This is a genomic window from Burkholderia sp. AU30198 (assembly GCF_020419825.1).
GTDB lineage: Bacteria > Pseudomonadota > Gammaproteobacteria > Burkholderiales > Burkholderiaceae > Burkholderia.
The window spans coordinates 301,311-320,829 of record NZ_JAIZSA010000004.1; the positions used below are offsets into that span (position 1 = coordinate 301,311).

Sequence of the window (19,519 nt, forward strand, 5' to 3'; positions counted from 1 at the left end):
TGGCCCAGTCTGCCCGAAAGCGCCCGATCCGCCCAGACACTGCGTCGTTGTCAGCCGCCCGCTTCCTGTTCCGCAGAGAGCCGCCGATACGCGCACTCGGACGGGCAGCGTCGCAAATCGCACGCGTCTTCGTCGCACTGCCGGCACACGCGGATCGCGTTCTGCATGTCGTCGGCCAGCGCGCCGACCAGTTGCTCGCAGATCGGCATGAGCTGCGCGCATTGCTCGGGCGTCAGCGTGCGCGTGAGGTCCGCGATCGCCGTGCCGCGCGCGGCAAGCACCTGCTGCACCGCATCGTGCCCGGCCTCGGTCAGCGTCAGCACGACGGTGCGCTTGTCGTCGCCTGGCTCGCGCGCGACGAGCCCTTCCTGCGCCATTCGCTCGGCGAGCCGCACGGCCGACGAATGCACGAGCATCAATTGCCGCGCCAGCGCGTCGATCGTCAGTGCATGCGCTTGCGACAGCAGCACCAACGCATCCACGCTCGACCCGTGCAGCCCCGTGTCGCGGGCGATTGCGTCCTCTACCCGGTCGTTCAGCCCGAGCGCGAGCGCGCCCAGCAAATTGTTCAGGCGTTGCTTTTTCACGTAGGCGCTCCTAGCATATGTGTGCGTCACGCATATAATTTAAACCATCGTTTCACCGATGTCAGCCGCGGCGCGGCCCGCTCGATCCGGGCGGCCGCCCGCCCGCATTCTACGGGTCGACAGGCCGAGTGGAGTCCACGCATGAACGACAACGCGCGCAAGACCGGATACCTGATTATGGCGACGCTGTGCTGGGGCGTCGCCATTCCGTTCAGCAAGATGGTGCTGCCGGCCCTGTCGCCCGCGTGGCTCATCGTGCTGCAGATCGCCGCCAGCGTCACGGTGCTCGCCTGTCTCGCCGCCGCACAACGCGTGAGCCTGACAGGCATCGCGCCGGCGCAGCTCGCCGTCGTCGCGCTGATCGGCATGCTCGAACCGTGCGGCGCGTACTATCTCGGGTTCGTCGGCATGCAATCCACGTCCGCGCTGCACACGGCGGTGATCTTCGCGCTCGAGCCGCTCGGCATCCTCGCGTTCAACATCGCGCTGTTCCGGTTCAGGGTCGACAGGCGGCTGCTGGTGGCGGGCGTCGTCGCGTTGCTGGGTGTCGTCGTCATCACGCTCGGCGACCCGTCGGCGGACGGGCACGCGTCGCTGCGCGGCGATGCGTTCGTGTTCGCCGGCGTGATGGTGGCCGCGCTTTACGTGTCGTTGTCGACACAGGCCGTGACGCTTCCGTCCACGACCGCGATGCTGCTGATCCAGCAGGCCGGCTCGCTGCTGCTGGCGCTCGTGCTGCTCGGCATCGATGCGGGCAGCGGCGGCCCGCACCGGTTGCCGGCGTGGCCGGCCGTGTGGCCCGCGCTCGCGATCGGCGTGCTGCAGTTCACGCTCGCGTTCCTGTTCTATTTCCGCGGCGCGCGCGACAACGCATCGTACTGGAGCGTGGTCGTGCTCAACCTGATCCCCGTCGTCGGCATCGCCGCGTCGATCCTGATCCTCGGTGAATCGGCGTCGCCGATCTACTTCGTCGGCGGCGCAATCACGATCGGCGCAGCGCTCTACACGCACCTGCGCGAACGCCGTACCGAGCTCGCGCCCGCCCGCGCGTGATCAGCCCGCGCTCGCGTACAGCGTCGAATCCGCGAACCCTTCGGCGTCCAGCACGCGCCCGATCAGGATCAACGCGGTGCGCTCGATCTGCGTGCCCTGCACCTTGGCGACGATGTCGGCGAGCGTGCCGGTCACGCGTTCCTCGTCGGGCCAGCTCGCGCGATAGATCACCGCGACCGGGCAATCGGCGCCGTAATGCGGCAGCACTTCGTCGACGATGCGGGCGAGATGGCGCACGCCGAGATGGATCGCGAGCGTCGCGCGGTGCGCGGCAAGCGAGCCGAGCGCTTCGCCTTCCGGCATCGTCGTCTTGCCCGCGAAGCGCGTGAGGATCACCGTCTGCGCGACGCCGGGCAGCGTCAGCTCGACGCCGAGCGTTGCCGCGCACGCGGCCGTGGCCGTCACGCCGGGTACGATTTCGTACGGAATCCCGAGCGCCTTGAGACGGCGGATCTGCTCGCCGATCGCACCGTACAGCGACGGGTCGCCCGAATGTACGCGGGCGACGTCCTGCCCTTTCGCATGGGCGCCGGCGAGCAGCGCGACGATGGCGTCGAGGTCGAGCTCGGCCGTATTGACGACCTGCTCCGCGCGATGGCCGTCGAGCACGGCGGCCGGCACCAGCGAGCCCGCATACAGAATCACCGGGCATGTGCGCACGAGGCGCTGGCCCTTCACCGTGATCAGCTCCGGGTCGCCGGGGCCCGCGCCGATGAAATACACCGTCATCGAAAAATCTCCGTCAATTCATGGGATGACCGGCCGCGCGGCGTCATGCGCGCGCGGCCGGATCGAGCGCGTCGATGAGCGCCGCGGCCGAGTCGAACGCGCGGTCGGCGTCGGGCAGCGGCGGCCGGCGCAGCATCACGACCGGCAGCCTGCGTTCGCGCGCGACGTCGAGCTTGGCTTCGGTGGCCGCGCCACCGCTGTTCTTGCTGACGACGACGTCGATGCCCATCAGCGCGAACAGCGCGCGCTCGCCGTCGAGCGTGAACGGCCCGCGCGCGGCGATGATCTGCGCACGCGCGTTACCGGGATGCGCGTCGAGGCAGCGCACGAGCCAGAACTGGTGCGGCGGGATCGCGTCGAGATGCGCGAGCGGTTCGCGGCCGAGCGTGAACAGCGGCCGCTTGAACGGCGCGAGCGCCGCTTCGATGCCGGCCCAGTCGTCGACCATGCGCCAGTCGTCGCCGGGTTGCGGCGACCACGGCGCGCGGCGCAGCGCCCACAGCGGCACGCCCGCTTCACGCGCGGCGGCGGCGGCATTCGCGCTGATCTGCGCGGCGTACGGATGCGTCGCATCGATCACGAGGCCGATGCCGGCACTGCGCAGATACGCGGCCAGCCCGGCAGCGCCGCCGAAGCCGCCGACACGCACGTCGCAGCGCAGGTCGTCGGGCACCTTGCCGAGCCCGGCCAGGCTGTAGACGTGACGGGGGCCGAGTGCGCGTGCGATTTTCAGTGCGTCGCCGGTGCCGCCGAGCAGCAGGATGCGCGTGCTCATCGCGCTTCCCCGACGAAGCGGCCTTGCCGGTCGATCGCGAACATCTCGACGGCGACCGACGGCGGCACGATGTCGCGCGCGACGCGCAGCGCCTGTGCGCAGACGAGATCGCCGAGCGGCACGCCGTCGGCGTGGGCGAGCTTCATTGCTTCCTGGCTCGTGTTCGCGGCGCGCATCGCGGCCTGCAGCGTGTCGCTTGCGCCCGCGTCGGCCGCCCACTGCGCGAGCAGCGGCAGGTCGATGCTCGAATGGCGGCTGTGCAGGTCGAGATGGCCCGCGGCGAGCTTGCTGAGCTTGCCGAAGCCGCCGCACATCGACAGCCGCGCGACCGGTGCGCGCCGCAGGTGCTTGAGCACCGCGCCCGCGAAATCGCCCATCTCGATCAGCGCCATGTCGGGCAGTTGATAGTGCGCGCGCATCGCGTCCTCGCTCGCGTTGCCCGTGCACGCGGCAATGTGTGCGATGCCGTTCGCCCGCGCGACGTCGATGCCCTGGTGGATCGACGCGATATAGGCGGAGCACGAGAACGGCCGCACGATGCCGGTCGTGCCGAGGATCGACAGCCCGCCGACGATGCCGAGGCGCGGGTTCATCGTCTTCAGCGCGAGCGCTTCGCCGCCTTCGACGCCGATCGTCACGTCGAAGCCGCCCGCATAGCCGTGCTCGGCCGCCAGCGCTTCGAGGTGCGTCGTCATCATCTGGCGCGGCACCGGGTTGATCGCCGGTTCGCCGACCGGCAGCGTCAGCCCCGCGCGCGTGACCGTGCCCACGCCCGGCCCCGCATGAAAATGCACGCCGGGTGCCGCTGCGAGCGCGACGCGCGCGAAGATCAGCGCGCCGTGCGTGACATCCGGATCGTCGCCGGCATCCTTGATCGTGCCGGCTTCCGCACCGTCGGCCGTGGCCCGGCAGAACTCGAGCCGCATCATCACGCGCTGCCCCTTCGGCAACACGATCTCGACTGCGTCGTCCGCACGACCCGCGAGCAGCAGCCGCGCGGCGGCGAGCGACGTCGCGGTCGCGCAGCTGCCGGTCGTGTAGCCGAAGCGCAGCGGCGCGGGCTGTTCGGGGGTCTCGTCGCGCATCACGCGTCCGTTGTGTTCGTCGTGGCCGACGATGCGGTCGTGTCGGCCATATCAGCCGCGTCGGGCTTGCGCACGTCGTACAGCGTGACCGGCAATGGCTGCCGCCACGTATCGAAGCGGCCGAGCGGCTCGGCATGGGCGAGCGACACGCGCGTGAGCGTGCCGCCGTGCGCGTCGCGCCAGGCGGCAAGCGCCATCTCGCCCTGCAGCGTGACCGCGTTCGCGACCAGCCGGCCGCCGGGCTTCAAGGATGCCCAGCAGGCATCGAGCACGCCGGGCGCGGTCGCCCCGCCGCCGATGAAGATTGCGTCGGGCGCGGTGAGCCCCGCGAGCGCATCGGGGGCGCGGCCGGCGACGAGTTGCAGGCCCGGCACGCCGAGCGCGTCGCGGTTGTGCTCGATGAAGCGCTGCCGCTCCGCATGCGCTTCGATCGCGATTGCCTGGCAGGACGGGTGCGCGCGCATCCATTCGATGCCGATCGAGCCGCTGCCGGCGCCGACGTCCCACAGCAGCTCGCCGGGCGCGGGCGCGAGGCGACCGAGCGTCATCGCGCGCAGGTCGCGTTTGGTGAGCTGGCCGTCGTGGCGGTACGCATGGTCGGGCAGGCCCGGCGTGAGTGCCCGGCGCGGCGCGTCGGGGCCGGCCTGGCAGTCGAGCGCGACGAGATTGAGCGCGGCCGTTTCGTCGACGTTCCAGTCCTGTGCAAGCCCGTCGAGACGCCGCTCGAGCGGGCCGCCCAGATGTTCGAACACGCTGACGCGGGTCGGCCCGAAGCCGCGTGCGACGAGTTCGGCCGCGACGGCCGCCGGTGTGCGTCCGTCGGCACTCAGCACGAACAGGCGTCGCCCGGGCAGCAGGTGGCGCGCGAGCGTCGCCAGCGGACGGCCGACGAGCGAGACCGCGCCGACATCCTGCAGCGCCCAGCCGAGGCGTGCGGCCGCCAGCGACAGCGACGACGGCGCGGGCAGCACGCGCCATTCGTCAGGAGACAGCACGCGCGCAAGCGTGGCGCCGACGCCGAACAGCATCGGGTCGCCGCTGGCGAGCACGCAGACGGGCGACGCGCGCCGCGCGAGCACGCCCGCTAGATCGAACGGCGACGGCCACGTTTCGCGCGCGGCCGGCAGCCGCGCGGGCAGCATGTCGAGATGCCGCTTCGCGCCGACGACGAGCGTCGCGTCGAGCAGCGCGCGGCGCGCGCTGCGACCGAGCCCCGCGTAACCGTCGTCGCCGATGCCCACTACCGTCAGCCACGCCGTCATGCACCCTTCCCCATCGTTCGATTCCCTACCGTTTGTTGCGATGCGCGGCGGCCGGGCCGCCGCGCGTTGATTCGTTGATGATCCTGATCCGCTCCCGCGCCGTGCGTGTCGCCCGCCCGCCGATGCGATACGGCGACGACGTCAGCCGCGCGGCAGCGGGCCGATCAGGACCAGCAAGCCCAGGTACATGCCGCCGATCGACGCGATCAGCAGCCAGCCGAGCAGCAGCCACATGAGCGGCCGCACCCCGCTTTTCCTGTACAGGAACGTTCCGCCCGCCACGATCGGCACGCCGAGGCCGGCGAGCCCGACATTCTTCGGCCACTCGGCCGACGGTGCAAGCGGGATCAGCAGGCACGCGAGCAGCATCCAGGCCGGGATGGCCAGCAGGCCCAGCGCAATGCCCATGCCGAACAACTCCGTCCTGCCGAGTTTCATAGCGGATGCCGGCGGTCGCCGATCTGATGTCGAGCCGCCAATCGTACCATTTGCGAGACAGCGCAAAACCGGCTGCGGCCGTGCTGCGACGCGGTTGTGCGACGAATCGCCGATGCCGGATCGTCGTGAAAATCGGGTATCCTACGGCCGTTCGTTCGCCGGTGCCCTTCGGGGCCGAAGAGGGAACACAGGGCGCGCCATGCGCCGCTGTGGCTGCCCCCGCAACTGTAGACAGCGAGCCGATCTCCCCCTCATGCCACTGGTTCCACCGGGAAGGCCGGGAGCCGGCGCCGACCTGTCAGCCAGGAGACCTGCCGGCCTGAAAGTGCGTGCGTGCCAGTCGGCGTCGGGCGGGGTGTACCGATGCGTTGGCCGCGGCGCGACACTGTCCCGGTACCCCGTTGAGTTCCGCCCCCGTTTCGATTCCTGCGTCGCCCGTCGTGCGCCCGTCGGCCTGCCCGGGGCTCGTGCGCGTGGTCGCGGCCGCCGACGGCGGGCTGTGCCGGATCAAGCTGCCGGGCGGCCGGCTCGATGCGCGCCAGGCGCGTGCGATCGCCGCCGCCGCGCGTGCCTTCGGCTCCGGCACGATCGACGCGACCAACCGCGCGAATCTCCAGCTACGCGGCATTCGCGACGGCGCGGCCGACGCGCTGACGCGCGCGTTGCTCGACGCGGGGCTCGGCCCGTCCGTCGATGCAACCTCGAATGCGGCCGCCGACGCGGCCGCGCTCGCAGCGAGCGACGACGTCCGCAATGTGATGCTCAGCCCGCTCGCCGGCCACGACCCTGCCGCGCTCGTCGACAGCCGCGCGCTCGCCGTGCCGCTCTTCGACATGCTGGCGCGCGAGCCACGCCGCGGCGAGCTGTCGCCGAAATTCTCGATCCAGCTCGACGGCGGCGAATCGGTGGCGGCGCTCGATCACCCGCACGACATCTGGCTGGCCGCATGGCGTCGCGGCGACGGCGCGGTGCGCCTCGCGGCCGGGCTGGCCGGCTGCCCGCCGGTCGCGCACGGCGACCCGCCCGCTTCGATCGATGTCGCGCCCGATCAAGGTGTCGCGCTGGTGCGCGCGCTGCTGCTCGCATTCCTCGATCTTGCGCCGGCCGACGTCACGCGGATGCGTACCCTGCTTGCAACATGCGGTGAACGCACGCTGCTCGAACGCGCGCAGCACTATTCGCCCTTCCCGCTCGCGGCCGATCCGGCACTCGTCGGCTGGCGCCGCTCGCACGCCGACGCAGCGCTGCGTTTCGGCGTGCGCCCGTCGCTCGATGCGGCGCGCTGCAACGTCGGCGCGCAATTCGTGCTCGGCCGGCTCGATGCCACGCAACTGGAACGGCTCGCCGCGCTGGCCGAAACCGACGGCGACGGCACGCTGTCGATGACACCCTGGCAAGGCGTGTTCCTGCATCGCGTATCGCGCGAGCGCGCGCCGGCCACGCTCGATGCGCTCGCGTTGCTCGGCCTCGTCTGCGCACCGTCCGACCCGCTGGCGTCGCTGGTCGCATGTACCGGCAGCGCGGGCTGCGCGAAGGCGCGCGCCGACACCAAACACGACGCGCTCGCGCTTGCCGCGCGCATCGGCCACGCGGTCGACGTGCACCTGACCGGCTGCGAGCGCCACTGCGCGCTGCCGCATCCCGCGACGCACACGCTCGTCGCGGTGGCGCCCGCGCACTACGACCTTTACCGGCGCGACGCCGCTGCGGGCCTTGGCGCCCCGCTCGCGCGCCATCTGACGATTGACCAGGCCGCGGCCCGACTGACGGGCGCGCGGCACAGCCAGGACACCACCGATGCTTGACTACATTCGCGACGGGCAGGAAATCTACCGCCAGTCGTTCGCGACGATCCGCGCCGAGGCCGACCTGTCGCAGGTTCCGCCCGACCTCGAGAAACTCGCGGTGCGCGTGATCCATGCGTGCGGGATGGTCGACGTCGTCTACGACCTGCGCTTCTCGGCCGGTGCCGGCACGGCGGGCCGCGCGGCCCTTGCCGCCGGCGCGCCGATCCTGTGCGATGCGAGGATGGTCGCCGAAGGCATCACGCGCGCGCGGCTGCCGGCCGACAATCGCGTGATCTGCACGCTCGGCGAGCCGGAGGTGCCCGATCTCGCACGGCATCTCGGCAACACGCGTTCGGCTGCCGCACTCGAACTGTGGCGCCCGCATCTCGCGGGCAGCGTCGTCGTGATCGGCAATGCGCCGACCGCGCTGTTCCACCTGCTCGACATGATCGATGCCGGCGCGCCGCGCCCCGCGCTGATCCTCGGTTTCCCGGTCGGCTTCATCGGTGCGGCCGAATCGAAGGCGCTGCTCGATGCCGACAGCCGCGGCGTGCCGTACGTCGCGCTGCTCGGCCGGCGCGGCGGCAGCGCGATGGCGGCGGCTGCGGTCAATGCGCTCGCGACGGAGGTCGAATGACGACCGCGCGCGGACGCCTGTTCGGGGTCGGCGTCGGCCCCGGCGATCCTGAACTGATGACGATCAAGGCGGTGCGTGTGCTGCAGGCCGCGCCCGTGGTCGCGTATTTCGTCGCGAAGGGCAAGAAAGGCAATGCATACGGCATCGTCGAAGCACACCTGCAGGACGCGCAGACGCAACTGCCGCTCGTCTATCCGGTGACGACCGAGGCGCTGCCGCCGCCGCTGTGCTACGAGACGGTGATCGCCGACTTTTACGACACGGCCGCCGAAATCGTTGCCGCGCACCTCGACGCGGGCCGCGACGTCGCGGTGATCTGCGAAGGCGACCCGTTCTTCTACGGCTCGTACATGTACCTGCACGACCGCCTCGCGCCGCGCTACGACACCGAGGTGATCCCCGGCGTGTGCTCGATGCTCGGCGGCACCGCCGTGCTCGGCCAGCCGCTCGTCTATCGCAACCAGAGCCTGTCGGTGCTGTCGGGCGTGCTGCCCGAGCATGAACTGCGCGAGCGGCTTGCGCGGGCCGACGCGGCCGTCGTGATGAAGCTCGGCCGCAACTTCGACAAGGTGCGGCGCGTGCTCGACGAATTGGGGCTCGCGAAGCGCGCGCTGTATGTCGAGCGCGCGACGATGGCGAGCCAGCGCATCGTGCCGCTCGACGAAGTCGATCCGATGGCGTCGCCGTATTTCTCGCTGCTCGTCGTGCCGGGGGAAAAATGGCAAGGATGACGACTCCGCCCGCGATCGTGATTCTCGGCGCGGGCGCGCTCGATACCGCGCGGCGCATCCAGGCGCGCTATCCGGGTGCGCTCGTGCATGGCCTCGCATCGCGCGTCGCGGCCAACGTGCCGTTCGACGATCTCGGCGCGCACTTGCGCGAGCTCTATGCCCGCGGCTTGCCGATCGTCGCGCTGTGCGCGGCCGGCATCGTGATCCGCTGCCTCGCCCCCGCGCTCGCCGACAAGGGCGTCGAGCCGCCCGTGCTCGCGGTGGCGGAAGACGGTTCGGCGGTCGTGCCGCTGCTCGGCGGGCTGACCGGCGTCAACGTGATCGCGCGCGAAATCGCCGCGTGCGTCGGCGTCGCGCCGGCGATCACGACGAGCGGCGAACTGCGCTTCGGCGCGTGCGTGCTCAATCCGCCGGAAGGCTATGCGCTCGCCGATCTCGCGCAAGGCAAGCGCTTCGTGTCCGATCTGCTCGCGGGTGCGTCGACGCGCATCGATGGCGCGGCGCCCTGGCTCGACGATGTCGCGCTGCCGCGCGACGACGCGGCCGCGCATGCGATCCGCGTAACACCCGAGGCATGGCACGGCACGCGCGACGAACTCGTGATTCATCCGCGCAGTGTGGTGGTGGGCGTCGATGCGCATCGCATGCATGCGGACGATGCGCTCGCCGCACGCATCGAGGCGGCGCTCAACGCACATGGTCTCGCGCGGCTGGCGCTCGCGGCCATCGTGGCGCCCGCATCGGCAATCGGTGATACCGCACTGGAAGAAGCAGCGCAAACGCTCGACGTGCCGCTGCGCTTCGTCGATGTCGATGTCGATGCCGACGGCGACACCAACGCGACAATCGATGCTGCCGCTCTTCTCCGCAGCGCCCTGCGTGTCGCCCACACACTGCGCGCCACGACGAACGGCATTGCATGCGCAGTCGCGTCGCACCCGGTCGATCCGGCCGCGCTCGGCCGTGCGCGCGGCCGCCTGACGGTGCTCGGGCTCGGCCCGGGCGGCGCCGCGTGGCTCACGCCGGCCGCACGCGCCGCGCTCGCGGACGCGACCGACATCCTCGGCTACACGACCTACGTGAACATGGCCGGCCCGTTCCGCGACGACCAGCGCGTACACGGCACCGACAATCGCGAGGAGATGCAGCGCGCACGTCATGCGTTCGAACTCGCGGCCGAGGGCCGGCGCGTCGCGGTCGTGTCGTCGGGCGACCCGGGCGTGTTCGCGATGGCCGCGGCCGTGCTCGAAGCGCTCGACGAAGCGCGCGATCCGCACTGGGCGGCGGTCGACCTGCGCGTCGAACCCGGCATCTCGGCGTCGCTCGCGACGGCCGCGCAGGCCGGCGCGCCGCTCGGCCACGATTTCTGCGCGATCTCGCTGTCGGACAACCTGAAGCCGTGGGACGTGATCGAGACGCGGCTGCGGCATGCGGCGCAGGCCGATCTCGTGATGGCGTTCTACAACCCGATCTCGCGTGCGCGGCCGTGGCAGCTCGATCGTGCGCTCGATGTCGTGCGTGCGCACCGCACGGCCGATACGGTGGTCGTGCTCGGCCGCGACATCGGCCGGCCGGGTGCGACGCTCACGACGACGACGCTCGGCGCACTGCGCAGCGACCAGGTCGACATGCGCACGATGGTGATCGTCGGCTCGTCGACGACGCGCCGTTTTGCGATCGGCAATGCGCGCGAGTGGGTCTATACGCCGCGCTGGTATCGCTGAACCCGGTCAGCGCGTCGGCGTGACGCTGCGCGCGCCGGCATGTGCGATGCCGGCCGCGCCGTCGCTTCGCCAGAACCGGTACACGAGCACGCCGACGATGGCCTGTGCCACGACCACGAAGGCGACGCAGCCGGCCCATCCCCACCGATGCCAGCCGGGCACCGGCAGGATCGAGCCGAGGCTGCCGCCGAAGTAATAGCAGGACAGGTAGATGCCGATCGCCGTCGAGCGCGCGCTCGACGCCGCCTGCGAGATGAACGTGTTGGCCGATGCCTGTTCGACGAATACGGCGGTCGAGCTGAGTGCAAGGCCGGCCAGGATCACCGGTACGTTGTCGGACAGCGTCAGCAGCGCCCCGCCGATCGCGAGCGCGGCCGCGGCAAGGCCCGGTGCGCGCGGGCCGCGATGCCGCGCGAGGCGCCCTGCCAGCGGGGTCACGACCACCGCCACCAGAAACACCGCATAGATCGCGCCGATCCCGACCGTGCCGAAGCCGAACGGCGCGCGCGCAAGGCGCAGGCCGACGAACGTGAACGTCGCGACCTGCGACGCGAGCACGCATGCGCCGATCGCGAACGACGCGAGCAGCGGGCCGCGCGTGACGATGCGCCACGACGGCCCCGCACCGGCATCCGCATCGTGTTCGACACGCCGTGCGATCGCTCCGGACGCCGGAAGGCTCGCGTAGATCGCGACGCCCGTGACGAGACACAGCGCCGCGACGACGTCGAGCGCATGCCGCCAACCCCATATCGACGTCATCAGGTTGGTCGCGAAGCGGCCGGCGAAACCGCCGAGCGTCGTGCCGGCGACGAACAGCGCGCTGATCTCGGCCGACGTTCCACGATCGAAACGCTCGGCGATATAGGCGATCGACAGCGCGAAGACGAACGGCATGACGAGACCGGCCGCAAAGCGCGCACCGAGAAACGACGCGAAACTGCCCGCGTGCGCGGACCACACGATCGGCAGCGCGACGGCCACCGCCGCCAGCGAGATCGCGACACGCCGCTCGATACGCGCAGCCAGCACGCCGACGAACGGCGCGATAATGGCGACGGCCGTCGTGGTGGCGCTCACGCCCTGCCCCGCTCGCTCGGCGCTGACGCCGAAGGTGGCCGCGAGTTCGTGCAGGATGCCCTGCGTCGAATACAGATTGAGAAACGCGGCGAAGCCGCAGAGAAAGAACGCGATGCGCGTGGTCCTGTCGTTCATCGGAGCTGCCTGGTCGTCGATGCCGACAGTCTGACCAGCGCGCCGCGTGCACGCCAATACCGTTTTCATCGCGATTGATACCGGAACGACAACAATGCTCGACCTGCGCCGCCTCCGTTATTTCGTGGTCGTTGCCGACGAACTGCATTTCGGGCGTGCCGCGCTACGCCTGCGGGTCGCGCAGCCGCCGCTGACGCGCCATATCGCCGCGCTGGAAAGCGAGCTCGGCGTGCGGCTGTTCGAGCGCTCGACCCGTGCGGTGCGGCTGACGCCGGAAGGCGCCGCGTTCCTCGAGCATGCGCGCCACGTCGTCAGCGCGGCCGCCGAGGCAGAAGCGAGTGCGCGCAAGATCGCGCAGGGCATCGCCGGGCGCATCGTGATCGGCTATGCGAGTTCGATTCCGATGTCCGACACGTTCCCGGACGTGATCCGGGTCGCGAGCCGGACGATGCCCGACGTCGAACTCGCGTTTCGCGAGGCAGCGACCGCCAGCCAGCGCCAGCAGATCGCGGACGGCACGATGGACATCGGCTTCGGCTGGGCATGGGACGGCGCGCCCGGTGTGCCGGTGGCGTCGCTCGTCGTGTCGCGCGAGCCGCTCGTCGCGGCCGTGCCGGCCGGCGATCCGCTCGCGGGCCGGGCGAGCGTCGACGTCGCTGAGCTTGCGCACGCAACCTTCGTCACTTTTCCACCCGGTTACGGTTCGGCATTGACTGCCGCACTGGACGACCTGTGCGCGCAAGCCGGATTCGCGCCCAGGATCGGCGCGACCGCGGCACAGATCACGACGCTCGTCTCGCTGGTGGCCGCCGAGCGAGGCATCGCGATCGTGCCCGGTTTCACGGCGACGCTGCAGCGTCCGGGCGTCGTCTACGTGCCGCTCGCCGGCACGCGCGCGGTCGAGCAGATCGTGTCGTGGAACGAGCCATTCACGTCGGCGTGCGTCGAGCGCTTCGTCGCGCTGGCACGCTCGCTTGCGCAGCCCGCATCGGCCTGATGCGACGCGAACGACGCGCGTCGGGCCACGCGCGATCGATCGTTCGATCGGGAAATTCACCCGCGTCACGCATGCCGTAACTGTGTCGAATCGGCAAGATCGTTACGTATCGGGAATCAAATAACAAAAAGAACTCCTGACTATTCACTATTCGACGCGAATCCTCCAAGATGGGCACGCCGCCGGCCGGGCATGCCCGGTCGCACGACCGGCGGCGATACGCAGGCCAGCGTATCTTTCTTCCACTTGGAGAACACAATGAACAACAATGTGTTGCCGCGTTTCATTCCGCGCGCATTCGCCGCGGGTTGCCTGCTTGCAGTGGCGAGCGTGTCCCAGGGCGCCGGCGTCTATGCGCCCTATGTCGACGTGACGCTCTATCCGACGCCGCTCGTCGACCAGATCGGGGTCCGGCAAGGCATCCAGCAATTCACGCTCGCGTTCGTGGTCGCGGGCAGCGGCTGTACGCCGTCGTGGGGCGGCGTGCAGCCGATCGGCAACGGCGCGAGCGGCGGCCTGCTGACCGCGTTGTCGACGTCGATCGCGAGCTATCGCGCGAAAGGCGGCGAAGTCGCCGTGTCGTTCGGCGGCGCAAACGGCACCCCGCTGATGCAGGCATGCTCGACGGTCCCCGCGCTGGCGAGCGCATACCAGACCGTGATCGATACGTACGGCCTCACGCACATCGACTTCGACATCGAAGGCGTGTCGCAGCTGGACACCGCCGCCGTCGCGCGCAACTTCCAGGCGGTCACGCAGTTGCAGGCGAGCTACGCGGCGAAAGGCAAGCCGCTGCATGTCACGTTGACGCTGCCGACGATGCCGACCGGGCTCACACAGGACGGTCTGAACATCGTCAACGCGGCGATCTCGAACCAGACCGTGTTCGATGCGGTGAACGTGATGGCGATGGATTACGGCCCCGCAAACCTCGACATGGGCGCAGCCGCGATCAGTGCCGCGCAGGCGCTGTACGCGCAGCTCGATACGGCCTTCAAGTCGGCGGGCCAGCCGAAGACCAATACCCAGCTGTGGCAGATGGTCGGCGTCACGCCGATGATCGGCGTGAACGACGTGCAGGGCGAAACCTTCACGCTCGCGAATGCGCAAAGCGTGCTGAACGCGGCCGTCGGCAACGGCTACGGCTTCTTCGGCAACTGGTCGGTCGGCCGCGACCAGGCGTGCCCGTCCGGCGGCACGTATGCGTCGCCGACCTGCTCGGGCGTCGCGCAGCAGCCGTACGCGTTCGCGACGATCTTCAAGCAGCTCGACGGCAAGTGGGGCGCGGGCGTCACGCAGGATCCGAACTACGGCGGCGGCTCGGACGGCGGCACGCCGCAGCCGGGCGCGCCCTGGGCGGCCGGCCAGGTCTATACGGCCGGCATGACGGTCACCTACCAGGGCACGACGTATCAGGCGCAATGGTGGACCCAGGGCGACGTACCCGGCCAGGCTGCGGTGTGGAAGCCGGTCGGCGGCGGCACCGCCACGTGGTCGGCAACGACCGCGTATTCAGGCGGTACCTGTGTGATGTACCAGGGCGCGAAATACTGCGCGAAATGGTGGACGCAAGGTGACAACCCGAGTGCGGGCGGTGTGTGGGTGAAGTCGTGATGCGGCATATCGGCCGTCGCTAGGCTTCAGGCCGGCGCATCAGGGGCCGTTCACGGCGATCGCCAGCTACCGGATCGCCGGCGGACGGCCCGCTGGTCGGCAGTACCCTGCCCGCTTTCAGCCGCGCGCGTGCTCGGCCAGCAGCCTGGCCTTCGCGTCGACGAGCAGCGCTGCATGCATGTCGCGATGCTGGCGAATCCGCTCGGTCGGCCCGACCACGGACAGCCCGTACCAGTCGCCGTCGAGCGTCAGCGCGACCGCGATCGCCGACAACTCAGGCGCGCTTTCGCCGAAGTTCTCGGCCCAGCCGAGTTCGCGAAACCGGGCGGTTTGCGCGACCAGCGCGGGCAGGTCTGCCACGGTCGAATCAGTGAAGCGCTCGAACGGCAGCTGCGCGCCGAGCGCCTGCTGCGCGTCGCCCGCCAGTTCCGCGAAAATCGCCTTGCCGATCGAGTTCGCATGCAGCGGGCGCAGCTCGCCCGGCGCGCGCGTATAGCGGATCGCCTGCTCCGATTCGACGACGTCGAGGTACGTGACCGACACGCCCTGGATCTTGCCGAGCACGGCCGTCTCGCGGCTCGCGTCGCGCAGCGCGACGAGATGCGGATGGACGATGTCGACGACCGGATCGGTCGCGTCGATCGCGGCGGCGATCGTCTGCAGGCGGCGCGTCGGATAGTAGCCGCCGCGCTTGCGTACTTCATACAGGTAACCGCGGCTCACGAGCGTGCGCGCCATCGCGAGGCAGCTCGACGCCGGCACATTGAGCAGGCGCGCGAGTTCGGTGAGCGGCAGCGGCCGCCGTTCGGCGGCGAACAGCTCGAACAGGTCGAGCGTACGGGCAACGAGTTTGACGTCCATGACGAGCGCTTGAGTCGGAACGGGAAACCGCGCACCGGGCCGGCCGCCGGGTCGGACCGGTCAGTACGACTTCGGCAGCCCGAGCACCTTCTCCGCGATGTAGCACAGGATCAGTTGCGGGCTCACGGGCGCGAGCCTCGGAATCATACACTCGCGCAGGTAGCGCTCGACATGGTATTCCTTCGCGTAGCCCATTCCGCCGTGTGTCGCGACCGCCGTCTGGCAGGCCTGGAACGCGGCTTCCGCGCCGAGGTATTTCGCGGCGTTGGCCTCCGCGCCGCACGACTGCCCCGCGTCGTAGCGCGTCGCGGCCTTCATCACCATCAGCCACGCGGCCTCGAGCTGCATCCACGCCTGCGCGAGCGGATGCTGGATCGACTGGTTCTGGCCGATCGGCCGGCCGAACACGACACGCTCGCACGCGTACTGCGTCGCGCGGCGCAGCGCGGCCTGCCCGAGCCCGATCGCCTCCGCGGCGATCAGGATCCGTTCGGGATTCAGCCCGTGCAGCAGATAGCGGAAGCCGTCGCCTTCGTTACCGATCAGGTCGCCTTCCGGCACGCGCAGGTTGTCGATGAACAGCATGTTCGAATCGACCGCCTTGCGGCCCATCTTCTCGATCTCGCGCACCTCGACGCACGAGCGGTCGAGATCGGTATAGAACAGGCTCAGCCCGTCGGTCGGCTTCGCGACCTGGTCGAGCGGCGTCGTGCGCGCGATGATCAGCATCTTGTTCGCGACCTGCGCGGTCGAGATCCAGATCTTGCGCCCGCTCAGCACGTAATGGTCGCCGTCACGGCGTGCCTGCGTGGTCAGGTGCGTGGTGTCGAGGCCCGCGTCGGGTTCCGTCACCGCGAAGCACGCCTTGTCGCGCCCGGCGATCAGCGGCGGCAGGAAGCGCGCCTTCTGCGCGTCGTTGCCGAACACCTGCACCGGGTTCAGCCCGAAGATGTTCATGTGGACGGCCGACGCGCCGGACAGGCCGGCGCCCGATGCGCTGATCGTGCGCATCATCAGCGCGGCCTCGGTCATCCCGAGCCCGGCACCGCCGTGGGCCGGGTCCATCGCGATGCCGAGCCAGCCGGCCTCGGCGAGCGCCGCGTGGAAATCGGCCGGAAACCCGCCCGCGCGATCGCGCTCGAGCCAGTAGTCATCGCCGAAGCGCGCGCAGATTTTCTCGATCGCGCTTTCGATCGCGCGCTGGTCATCGGTCAGGTCGAACTGCATGGAATGCTCTCCCGGAAAAAGCCGAGCGGCCGCGCCGCTCTCAAGAAAACGCCAGGCGGTGCCAGGATCTCCGCTCCGACGGACGTCCCCTGGCGGGAAGCGCCGGCACGAAGCGGCAGGCCCGGGCCGCTCACAACGGAAACACGCCAACGATCACGGCGGCGAACACCATCAGCACCGTGGCGGCAAACAGGAACGGAATCGTGAATTTCTGGTGCTCGGCCAGCTCGACGCCGGTCAGGCCGACGATCAGGAACGTCGCGGGCGTGAGCGGGCTCACCGGGAAACCCGTCGTCATCTGGCCGAGCAGCGCGGCCTGTGCCATCTGGATCGGCGGCACGCCGAGCAGCTTCGCGCTTTCCGCGAGCACCGGCAGCACGCCGAAGTAGAACGAATCGGGGTCGAACAGCAGGCTGAGCGGCATCGACAGCAGCCCGAGCACGAACGGCATGTGGCGCGCATGCTCGACCGGCACGTGCGCGACGACCACGTCCGCCATCGCCTTCAGCATCCCGGTGCCGGACATGATGCCGGTGAACGCGCCGGCCGCGAGCAGCACGCTCGCCATCATCAGCGCGGCCTTGGCATGCGCGTCGATCCGCTCGCGCTGGGCCTGCACGTCCGGGTAATTGATCACGAGCGCGGCGACCGTGCCGAGCATGAACATCACCATCGGGTCGACGATGCCGGACACGAGCGTGACGAGCACGACGAGCGTCAGCACGAGATTGATCCGGAAGCGCTCAGGCCGGCGCAACGCGCGTTCGGCATCGGTCAGCGCGCGCGGCGCAATCGCGAGCGACGCCGCACCGGCACGATCGAGCCCGAGCCGTTTCGCCTCGCGCACACCGAGCACGTAGGCGGTGCCGAACACGAACACGAGCCCGACGATCTGCACCGGGATCATCGGCATGAAGATCGCGGAACCGGGAATGTGCAGCGCCGCCGACGCGCGCAGCATCGGCCCGACCCACGGCAGGAAATTGACGCCGGCCGCCATCGACGCGACGCACGCGAGGATGCGGCGGTCCATCCCGAGCCGCGTATAGAGCGGCATCATCGCGGGCAGCGTGACGAGAAACGTGACGGCACCCGAGCCATCGAGATGAATCAGCAGCGCGAGCAGCGCCGAGCCCATCACGATGCGCGGCGGATGGCAGCCGATCACACGCAGCACGCCCGCGATGATCGGGTCGAGCATCCCGGCATCAGTGAGGATTCCGAAAAAAAGAATCGCAAAAACGAACATCCCGGCGATCGGGCCGATGTTCTGGACGCCGTGCACGATGAACTTGCCGGTCGCGAGCCCGAACCCGGCCGCGAGCGACGCGGCCACCGGCACGACGATCAGCGCGACGAGCGGCGACAGCCGTTTCGTGATGATCAGGCCGAACAGCGCGACGATGGCGATCGCGCCGATCCATGCAAGCATGATGCGTCTCCTCTTCAGCCGGTGCGCCCGTGCGGAGCCCGGCGTGGGGTTCGAAGGGTCGGGCGGTGCCCGTGGCCGTGCGGCGCCGTCGGGCGCGCGGCACGGCCGGCGGCCGCGATGCCGGTCAGTCCCGGTGTGTGTCGTGGTCGCTATCGTTAGCGTTGGCGTTGGCGTCGGCGAACACCTGCGCCGCGTGCTCGTTCAGCGCGGGCGGCGGCCGCCGGTACGTGGCCGGCGTGCGGCCGAGCTTGATCGGCGACGCGATGCCGCGATGCCGGCCCAGCTCGACCTTCATCTGCCGGTGCGCGACATGCGGATGGTCGAGCGCCGCATCGAGCCCGAGTACGGGCGCGCACGGCACGCCGCGGCGCATCAGCTGCTCGGCGAGTGCCGTGCCATCGTGTCCGGCCAGCGCCGTTTCGAGCAGCGTGCGCAGCGCGGCGCGATTCGCGCTGCGCGCGCGGTTGTCCGCGAAGCGCGGATCGTCGAGCCAGCCGCGCGTGCCGAGTACGTCGCACAGCCCCGCAAACTGCCCGTTGTTGCCCACCGCCAGAAAGATGTCGACGCTCGCCGTCGGAAAGCTGTCGTACGGCGTGATGTTCGGATGCGCATTGCCGGTGCGCACGGGTGCATTCCCCGAATGAAAGAAGTTAGGCGTATGCGGATGCAGGATCGACAGCGCGCAGTCGAAAAGCGTCGATTCGACGAACTGGCCGCGGCCGCTCGCGTCGCGCTCGCGCAGCGCCATCAGCACGCCGAGCGCCGCGTTCAGCCCGGTGACGAGATCGACGATCGGCACGCCGACCCGCAGCGGTGCACCGCCGGCCTCGCCATTGACGCTCATCAGCCCCGCGAGTGCCTGCACGGCCGCGTCGTAGCCGGGCAGCCCGCCGAGCGGACCGTCCGCGCCGAAGCCCGACACACGGCAATGGACGAGGCGCGGAAAGCGCGCGTGCAGCACATCGAAGCCGAGCCCCCAGCGCTCCATCGTGCCGATCTTGAAGTTCTCGACGATGGCGTCCGCATGTTCGAGCAGGCCGAGCAGCCGCTCGCGGTCGGCCGGTTGCGTCAGGTCGAGCGCAATGCCGAGCTTGTTGCGGTTCACGCCGAGGAAGTACGACGCGGTATCGCCGTCGAACGGCGGGCCCCACATGCGCGTTTCGTCGCCGGACGGCGGTTCGACCTTGATCACCTCCGCGCCGTGGTCGGCCAGGATCTGCGTCGCATACGGGCCGCCCAGCACCCGCGACAGATCGATGATGCGCAATCCCGCCAGCGCGCCCTGCTGCTCGTGTTCCGCCATGCGTCCCGCTCCTGGTTCCGGTTGATCGGACTGCCGGCTCCGGCGGCCCGGCGCCTGCGGCG

The 19,519-nt window shown here is 70.1% G+C and carries 18 protein-coding genes and 1 riboswitch; of the genes, 7 read left to right on the forward strand and 11 right to left on the reverse strand.

Annotated features, from left to right (window positions below):
- Window positions 1-50: 50 nt before the first annotated feature.
- Window positions 51-587 (reverse strand): MarR family winged helix-turn-helix transcriptional regulator, encoded by a 537-nt coding sequence (locus LGN19_RS12400; RefSeq protein ID WP_164462578.1) that lies wholly within the window; start codon window positions 585-587, stop codon window positions 51-53.
- A 141-nt stretch (window positions 588-728) separates the two neighbouring features.
- Between LGN19_RS12400 and LGN19_RS12405 the strand changes: the two genes are divergently transcribed.
- A complete protein-coding gene (locus LGN19_RS12405; RefSeq protein WP_226214923.1) occupies window positions 729-1,640 on the forward strand; it encodes a DMT family transporter in 912 nt (303 codons plus the stop codon).
- Here the strand turns inward: LGN19_RS12405 and cobM are convergent, their stop codons facing one another.
- From cobM to LGN19_RS12430, 5 genes are all read right to left on the reverse strand, one after another.
- Window positions 1,641-2,369: a precorrin-4 C(11)-methyltransferase gene (cobM, locus tag LGN19_RS12410; protein WP_122945360.1), complete on the reverse strand. Its 729-nt coding sequence runs from the start codon at window positions 2,367-2,369 to the stop codon at window positions 1,641-1,643.
- 43 nt (window positions 2,370-2,412) lie between these two features.
- Window positions 2,413-3,144: a cobalt-precorrin-6A reductase gene (locus LGN19_RS12415; RefSeq protein ID WP_226214925.1), complete on the reverse strand. Its 732-nt coding sequence runs from the start codon at window positions 3,142-3,144 to the stop codon at window positions 2,413-2,415.
- Window positions 3,141-4,229: a cobalt-precorrin-5B (C(1))-methyltransferase gene (locus LGN19_RS12420; RefSeq protein WP_226214927.1), complete on the reverse strand. Its 1,089-nt coding sequence runs from the start codon at window positions 4,227-4,229 to the stop codon at window positions 3,141-3,143. The genes LGN19_RS12415 and LGN19_RS12420 overlap by 4 nt, the downstream gene beginning before the upstream one ends.
- Complete coding sequence (cbiE, locus tag LGN19_RS12425) at window positions 4,229-5,491, reverse strand: precorrin-6y C5,15-methyltransferase (decarboxylating) subunit CbiE (RefSeq protein ID WP_175984859.1); 1,263 nt, start codon at window positions 5,489-5,491, stop codon at window positions 4,229-4,231. The genes LGN19_RS12420 and cbiE overlap by 1 nt, the downstream gene beginning before the upstream one ends.
- Window positions 5,492-5,632: 141 nt before the next feature.
- The gene (locus LGN19_RS12430; RefSeq protein ID WP_226214928.1) at window positions 5,633-5,899 is read right to left on the reverse strand and encodes a hypothetical protein; all 267 of its coding nucleotides are present in this window, start codon (window positions 5,897-5,899) and stop codon (window positions 5,633-5,635) included.
- 172 nt (window positions 5,900-6,071) lie between these two features.
- Window positions 6,072-6,263, forward strand: a riboswitch (cobalamin riboswitch).
- A gap of 106 nt (window positions 6,264-6,369) precedes the next feature.
- Between LGN19_RS12430 and cobG the strand changes: the two genes are divergently transcribed.
- The 4 genes from cobG to cobJ are packed head-to-tail and all read left to right on the forward strand — an operon-like array spanning window position 6,370 to window position 10,808.
- Window positions 6,370-7,734, forward strand: coding sequence for a precorrin-3B synthase (gene cobG, locus LGN19_RS12435; RefSeq protein WP_319000648.1), 1,365 nt, complete (start codon window positions 6,370-6,372; stop codon window positions 7,732-7,734).
- Window positions 7,727-8,353 carry a precorrin-8X methylmutase gene (locus tag LGN19_RS12440; protein ID WP_122945354.1) on the forward strand — a complete coding sequence of 209 codons (627 nt, stop codon included), beginning with the start codon at window positions 7,727-7,729 and terminating at the stop codon, window positions 8,351-8,353. Before cobG ends, LGN19_RS12440 begins: the two co-directional genes overlap by 8 nt.
- A complete protein-coding gene (locus tag LGN19_RS12445; RefSeq protein WP_226214932.1) occupies window positions 8,350-9,084 on the forward strand; it encodes a precorrin-2 C(20)-methyltransferase in 735 nt (244 codons plus the stop codon). Before LGN19_RS12440 ends, LGN19_RS12445 begins: the two co-directional genes overlap by 4 nt.
- On the forward strand, window positions 9,081-10,808 hold the full coding sequence (gene cobJ / locus LGN19_RS12450) for a precorrin-3B C(17)-methyltransferase (protein ID WP_226214934.1): 1,728 nt from the start codon (window positions 9,081-9,083) through the stop codon (window positions 10,806-10,808). The genes LGN19_RS12445 and cobJ overlap by 4 nt, the downstream gene beginning before the upstream one ends.
- Window positions 10,809-10,814: 6 nt before the next feature.
- Here cobJ and LGN19_RS12455 read toward each other — a convergent pair whose 3' ends face one another.
- Window positions 10,815-12,023 carry an MFS transporter gene (locus LGN19_RS12455; protein WP_226214935.1) on the reverse strand — a complete coding sequence of 403 codons (1,209 nt, stop codon included), beginning with the start codon at window positions 12,021-12,023 and terminating at the stop codon, window positions 10,815-10,817.
- Between the two features lie 94 nt (window positions 12,024-12,117).
- Here LGN19_RS12455 and LGN19_RS12460 point away from each other — a divergent pair, with 94 nt between their 5' ends.
- Together LGN19_RS12460 and LGN19_RS12465 are read left to right on the forward strand one after the other, a co-directional pair.
- Window positions 12,118-13,020 carry a LysR substrate-binding domain-containing protein gene (locus LGN19_RS12460; protein ID WP_226214937.1) on the forward strand — a complete coding sequence of 301 codons (903 nt, stop codon included), beginning with the start codon at window positions 12,118-12,120 and terminating at the stop codon, window positions 13,018-13,020.
- A 258-nt stretch (window positions 13,021-13,278) separates the two neighbouring features.
- The gene (locus tag LGN19_RS12465; RefSeq protein WP_226214939.1) at window positions 13,279-14,634 is read left to right on the forward strand and encodes a chitinase; all 1,356 of its coding nucleotides are present in this window, start codon (window positions 13,279-13,281) and stop codon (window positions 14,632-14,634) included.
- Between the two features lie 117 nt (window positions 14,635-14,751).
- Here the strand turns inward: LGN19_RS12465 and LGN19_RS12470 are convergent, their stop codons facing one another.
- From LGN19_RS12470 to LGN19_RS12485, 4 genes are all read right to left on the reverse strand, one after another.
- On the reverse strand, window positions 14,752-15,495 hold the full coding sequence (locus LGN19_RS12470) for an IclR family transcriptional regulator (RefSeq protein ID WP_174961563.1): 744 nt from the start codon (window positions 15,493-15,495) through the stop codon (window positions 14,752-14,754).
- 60 nt (window positions 15,496-15,555) lie between these two features.
- A complete protein-coding gene (locus LGN19_RS12475; RefSeq protein ID WP_226214941.1) occupies window positions 15,556-16,722 on the reverse strand; it encodes an acyl-CoA dehydrogenase family protein in 1,167 nt (388 codons plus the stop codon).
- Between the two features lie 130 nt (window positions 16,723-16,852).
- Window positions 16,853-18,154 (reverse strand): CitMHS family transporter, encoded by a 1,302-nt coding sequence (locus tag LGN19_RS12480; protein WP_069247950.1) that lies wholly within the window; start codon window positions 18,152-18,154, stop codon window positions 16,853-16,855.
- Between the two features lie 124 nt (window positions 18,155-18,278).
- Window positions 18,279-19,457, reverse strand: a complete 1,179-nt coding sequence (locus tag LGN19_RS12485; RefSeq protein ID WP_226214942.1) for a CaiB/BaiF CoA transferase family protein — start codon at window positions 19,455-19,457, stop codon at window positions 18,279-18,281.
- Between the last annotated feature and the right edge of the window lie 62 nt (window positions 19,458-19,519).

Bases quoted from the DNA above. Each gene is read 5' to 3' on its own strand.
- LGN19_RS12455 (WP_226214935.1), bottom strand. From the start codon at position 12,023: ATGAACGACAGGACCACGCGCATCGCGTTCTTTCTCTGCGGCTTCGCC.
- cobM (WP_122945360.1), bottom strand. From the start codon at position 2,369: ATGACGGTGTATTTCATCGGCGCGGGCCCCGGCGACCCGGAGCTGATC.
- LGN19_RS12470 (WP_174961563.1), bottom strand. From the start codon at position 15,495: ATGGACGTCAAACTCGTTGCCCGTACGCTCGACCTGTTCGAGCTGTTC.
- LGN19_RS12460 (WP_226214937.1), top strand. From the start codon at position 12,118: ATGCTCGACCTGCGCCGCCTCCGTTATTTCGTGGTCGTTGCCGACGAA.
- LGN19_RS12405 (WP_226214923.1), top strand. From the start codon at position 729: ATGAACGACAACGCGCGCAAGACCGGATACCTGATTATGGCGACGCTG.
- cobJ (WP_226214934.1), top strand. From the start codon at position 9,081: ATGACGACTCCGCCCGCGATCGTGATTCTCGGCGCGGGCGCGCTCGAT.
- LGN19_RS12475 (WP_226214941.1), bottom strand. From the start codon at position 16,722: ATGCAGTTCGACCTGACCGATGACCAGCGCGCGATCGAAAGCGCGATC.
- LGN19_RS12440 (WP_122945354.1), top strand. From the start codon at position 7,727: ATGCTTGACTACATTCGCGACGGGCAGGAAATCTACCGCCAGTCGTTC.
- LGN19_RS12420 (WP_226214927.1), bottom strand. From the start codon at position 4,229: ATGCGCGACGAGACCCCCGAACAGCCCGCGCCGCTGCGCTTCGGCTAC.
- LGN19_RS12415 (WP_226214925.1), bottom strand. From the start codon at position 3,144: ATGAGCACGCGCATCCTGCTGCTCGGCGGCACCGGCGACGCACTGAAA.
- LGN19_RS12480 (WP_069247950.1), bottom strand. From the start codon at position 18,154: ATGCTTGCATGGATCGGCGCGATCGCCATCGTCGCGCTGTTCGGCCTG.
- LGN19_RS12445 (WP_226214932.1), top strand. From the start codon at position 8,350: ATGACGACCGCGCGCGGACGCCTGTTCGGGGTCGGCGTCGGCCCCGGC.
- LGN19_RS12485 (WP_226214942.1), bottom strand. From the start codon at position 19,457: ATGGCGGAACACGAGCAGCAGGGCGCGCTGGCGGGATTGCGCATCATC.
- cbiE (WP_175984859.1), bottom strand. From the start codon at position 5,491: ATGACGGCGTGGCTGACGGTAGTGGGCATCGGCGACGACGGTTACGCG.
- LGN19_RS12465 (WP_226214939.1), top strand. From the start codon at position 13,279: ATGAACAACAATGTGTTGCCGCGTTTCATTCCGCGCGCATTCGCCGCG.
- LGN19_RS12430 (WP_226214928.1), bottom strand. From the start codon at position 5,899: ATGGGCATTGCGCTGGGCCTGCTGGCCATCCCGGCCTGGATGCTGCTC.